Origin of the sequence: uncultured Campylobacter sp., from assembly GCF_938045405.1 — a bacterium.
Taxonomy (GTDB): Bacteria; Campylobacterota; Campylobacteria; order Campylobacterales; family Campylobacteraceae; genus Campylobacter_B.
The window spans coordinates 1-1,532 of record NZ_CALIMW010000122.1 but is presented as its reverse complement, the minus strand read 5'-3'; the positions used below and the strand labels follow the sequence as shown (position 1 = coordinate 1,532).

3 protein-coding genes are annotated in these 1,532 nt (G+C 48.9%); 1 reads left to right on the top strand and 2 read right to left on the bottom strand.

Going from position 1 to position 1,532, the window contains the following annotated elements:
- Positions 1-355: DNA-3-methyladenine glycosylase I (locus Q0140_RS04545; protein ID WP_297962319.1), on the top strand; the 355-nt coding region annotated here is incomplete at its 5' end.
- On the opposite strand, the gene Q0140_RS04540 is transcribed toward Q0140_RS04545, so the two are convergent.
- Together Q0140_RS04540 and Q0140_RS04535 are read right to left on the bottom strand one after the other, a co-directional pair.
- Complete coding sequence (locus Q0140_RS04540) at positions 267-791, bottom strand: DUF5309 family protein (RefSeq protein ID WP_297962317.1); 525 nt, start codon at positions 789-791, stop codon at positions 267-269. The genes Q0140_RS04545 and Q0140_RS04540 overlap by 89 nt on opposite strands.
- A 201-nt stretch (positions 792-992) precedes the next feature.
- On the bottom strand, positions 993-1,532 hold a 540-nt coding region (locus tag Q0140_RS04535), incomplete at its 5' end, for a hypothetical protein (protein ID WP_297962315.1).

The window sequence follows — 1,532 nt, the reverse complement described above, 5'->3', positions numbered from 1 at the left end:
CTACGACACCGAGTGGGGCATGCCGGTGCGCGACGAGAGGGGAGTCTTCGAGCGGGTGAGCCTGGAGGCTTTCCAGTCGGGCCTGTCCTGGGCGACGATCCTGCGCAAGCGCCCAGCCTTCCGCGACGCCTTCGCCGGATTCGACCCCGACGCGGTAGCCGGCTTCGGGGAGGCGGACGTGGACCGACTGCTGGCCGATGCCCGGATCGTACGTAACCGGGCCAAGGTCCTGGCCACCATCACCAATGCCCGCGCGACGGTGCGCCTCAGGGATACCGTCGACGACGGCCTGGCGGGCCTGGTGTGGTCCTACCGGCCAGAGTCGACTCCGCGACCGCATCGGTTCGCGGAGTAGGAGCTTTGAATATGGATACTTTGGTATCGGTATCTCTACCTAAGCCGAATAGGGCATACTCCATATCGCGCTTATGCTCTTTGGCGCGCTTAGCCGTTTCGCGCTCCATCTCTTTTCCGCCATAGGTGGCTACCTTCTGCATCGTATAAGATACGCTTATATTGGTAGTGAAAATTTGCACGGAATTCGTGGTTTTTTGAATAGTCGATTTTCTGGTATCGTCAAAATCGCTAATTTCAAGCTGTGCGTTCTTTTTAGGCGCCGCGATATTGTCGGTTAGCCAACTATGCTCGGTATTCGTAACATTTGAAGTTCCGATGAGACTTAAGAGTGGGGTATCATCCGCTCCGATTAGGATTATGCTATCGTAAACGGAGGGCTTTAGCCCTTCTCTTTTCGTTGCTGGGGCTTGAAAGCCCGTAGATGTGATTGCCATAACGTTCTCCTTTTGAAAGTTAAGGCAATTTTGGCTTTTTGAGCGTCCATAATCTACAGCATTTATGGACTGAAGCGACAAGATTGAAAGATTTTTAATAAATTTTGAGGGATTTGTATAAATTTAAGTATAATTCGGCATTTGCCTAGCAAGATCCGCTCAAGCTAGGCTATTGGCGCGAGGTATAGCCCCGCACCTGAATTATTTTCCTATCTTTTTCATCCGCTCGCTTATATCTACGTATAGCCCCGCTCTTTCATTTTGCTTGAGCGTCTCGGAGTGTTTTATTTGATCCATCGGGCGTTTTAGCCCCTTCCAGTCATCCCCCGCTTTAGAAATTTCTCTTTGCCACTCGCCGATTGAAGCATTTTTGAGATTTTGTGGTATAATACCCATAGAGTTGGCAGAAGCAGCGTTTCTGCCGTCAAAGCTATCAACGGGTGCTTTGCTGATAGCTTTCTCTTTGCTATCGTCAAATGCAGTTACAATCCATTTGTTATCCCCAATCTTTACGCCATTTTCATTCCAGCCTCGATTTAGCCCGATTACATATCTGCCGCTTTTTACATTATATCCGTTATGTGTTTTCTCCAGCTCGCCGTTTTTAATGATGTCGTCTAAAATTTGAGCCGTAATTTCAGGGTGTTTTTTCTCTATCTTGGCTAAGCCGTATCCATCCCAGCCTTCTTTTGCGTTTTGTTTTGCCTCGCCCCATATTAAATCTATATCGCCTAAATCTTT

Excerpts from the sequence above, each read along its gene's own strand:
- Q0140_RS04540 (WP_297962317.1), bottom strand. The coding sequence starts at position 791 with ATGGCAATCACATCTACGGGCTTTCAAGCCCCAGCAACGAAAAGAGAA.